General features: G+C 43.0%; 1 protein-coding gene. It reads left to right on the forward strand.

The genetic code is table 11. The annotated features are described in order from the left end of the window. The first annotated feature begins 140 nt into the window (after window positions 1-140). On the forward strand, window positions 141-290 hold the full coding sequence (locus tag AAC854_RS23325; protein ID WP_340619160.1) for a hypothetical protein: 150 nt from the start codon (window positions 141-143) through the stop codon (window positions 288-290). Window positions 291-363: the final 73 nt, after the last annotated feature.

The following is a 363-nucleotide window of genomic DNA, read 5'->3' on the forward strand; positions in this document are numbered from 1 at the left end:
TTTGAAATGAACCCTCGTTCACATAGAAAATCAGCCCGTCGAAGCTCGCCAGCTATAACTGACTTCCTCGAAGGCTCATATCAAAGTGATTGGATTCGACGTTGAAAGAATTGCGCTGTGAATGCGCGGTGAAAATAAAAATGCCGCCAGCCCGTGTGCGTTGGGTACGCGGCAGGAACGAGGTGGCAGCATGGGTTATTCCTGTAGCCACTCATGGAATGGGTACGGGAATATTGACTTTAGTTTCAAATGTTGACGGATTGTTAAATATTGTTCGCGTATTGTTGTGAAAGATAAGGTTGTTAGGCTTATCCATCTTTTGATAATAATGTTACAAGCGGAGAGTAAAATGAAAAAATGTCT

This window comes from Xenorhabdus entomophaga, assembly GCF_037996725.1.
GTDB lineage: Bacteria > Pseudomonadota > Gammaproteobacteria > Enterobacterales > Enterobacteriaceae > Xenorhabdus > Xenorhabdus khoisanae.

Coding starts and splice junctions, on each gene's coding strand:
- AAC854_RS23325 (WP_340619160.1), top strand. CDS start 141: ATGCCGCCAGCCCGTGTGCGTTGGGTACGCGGCAGGAACGAGGTGGCA.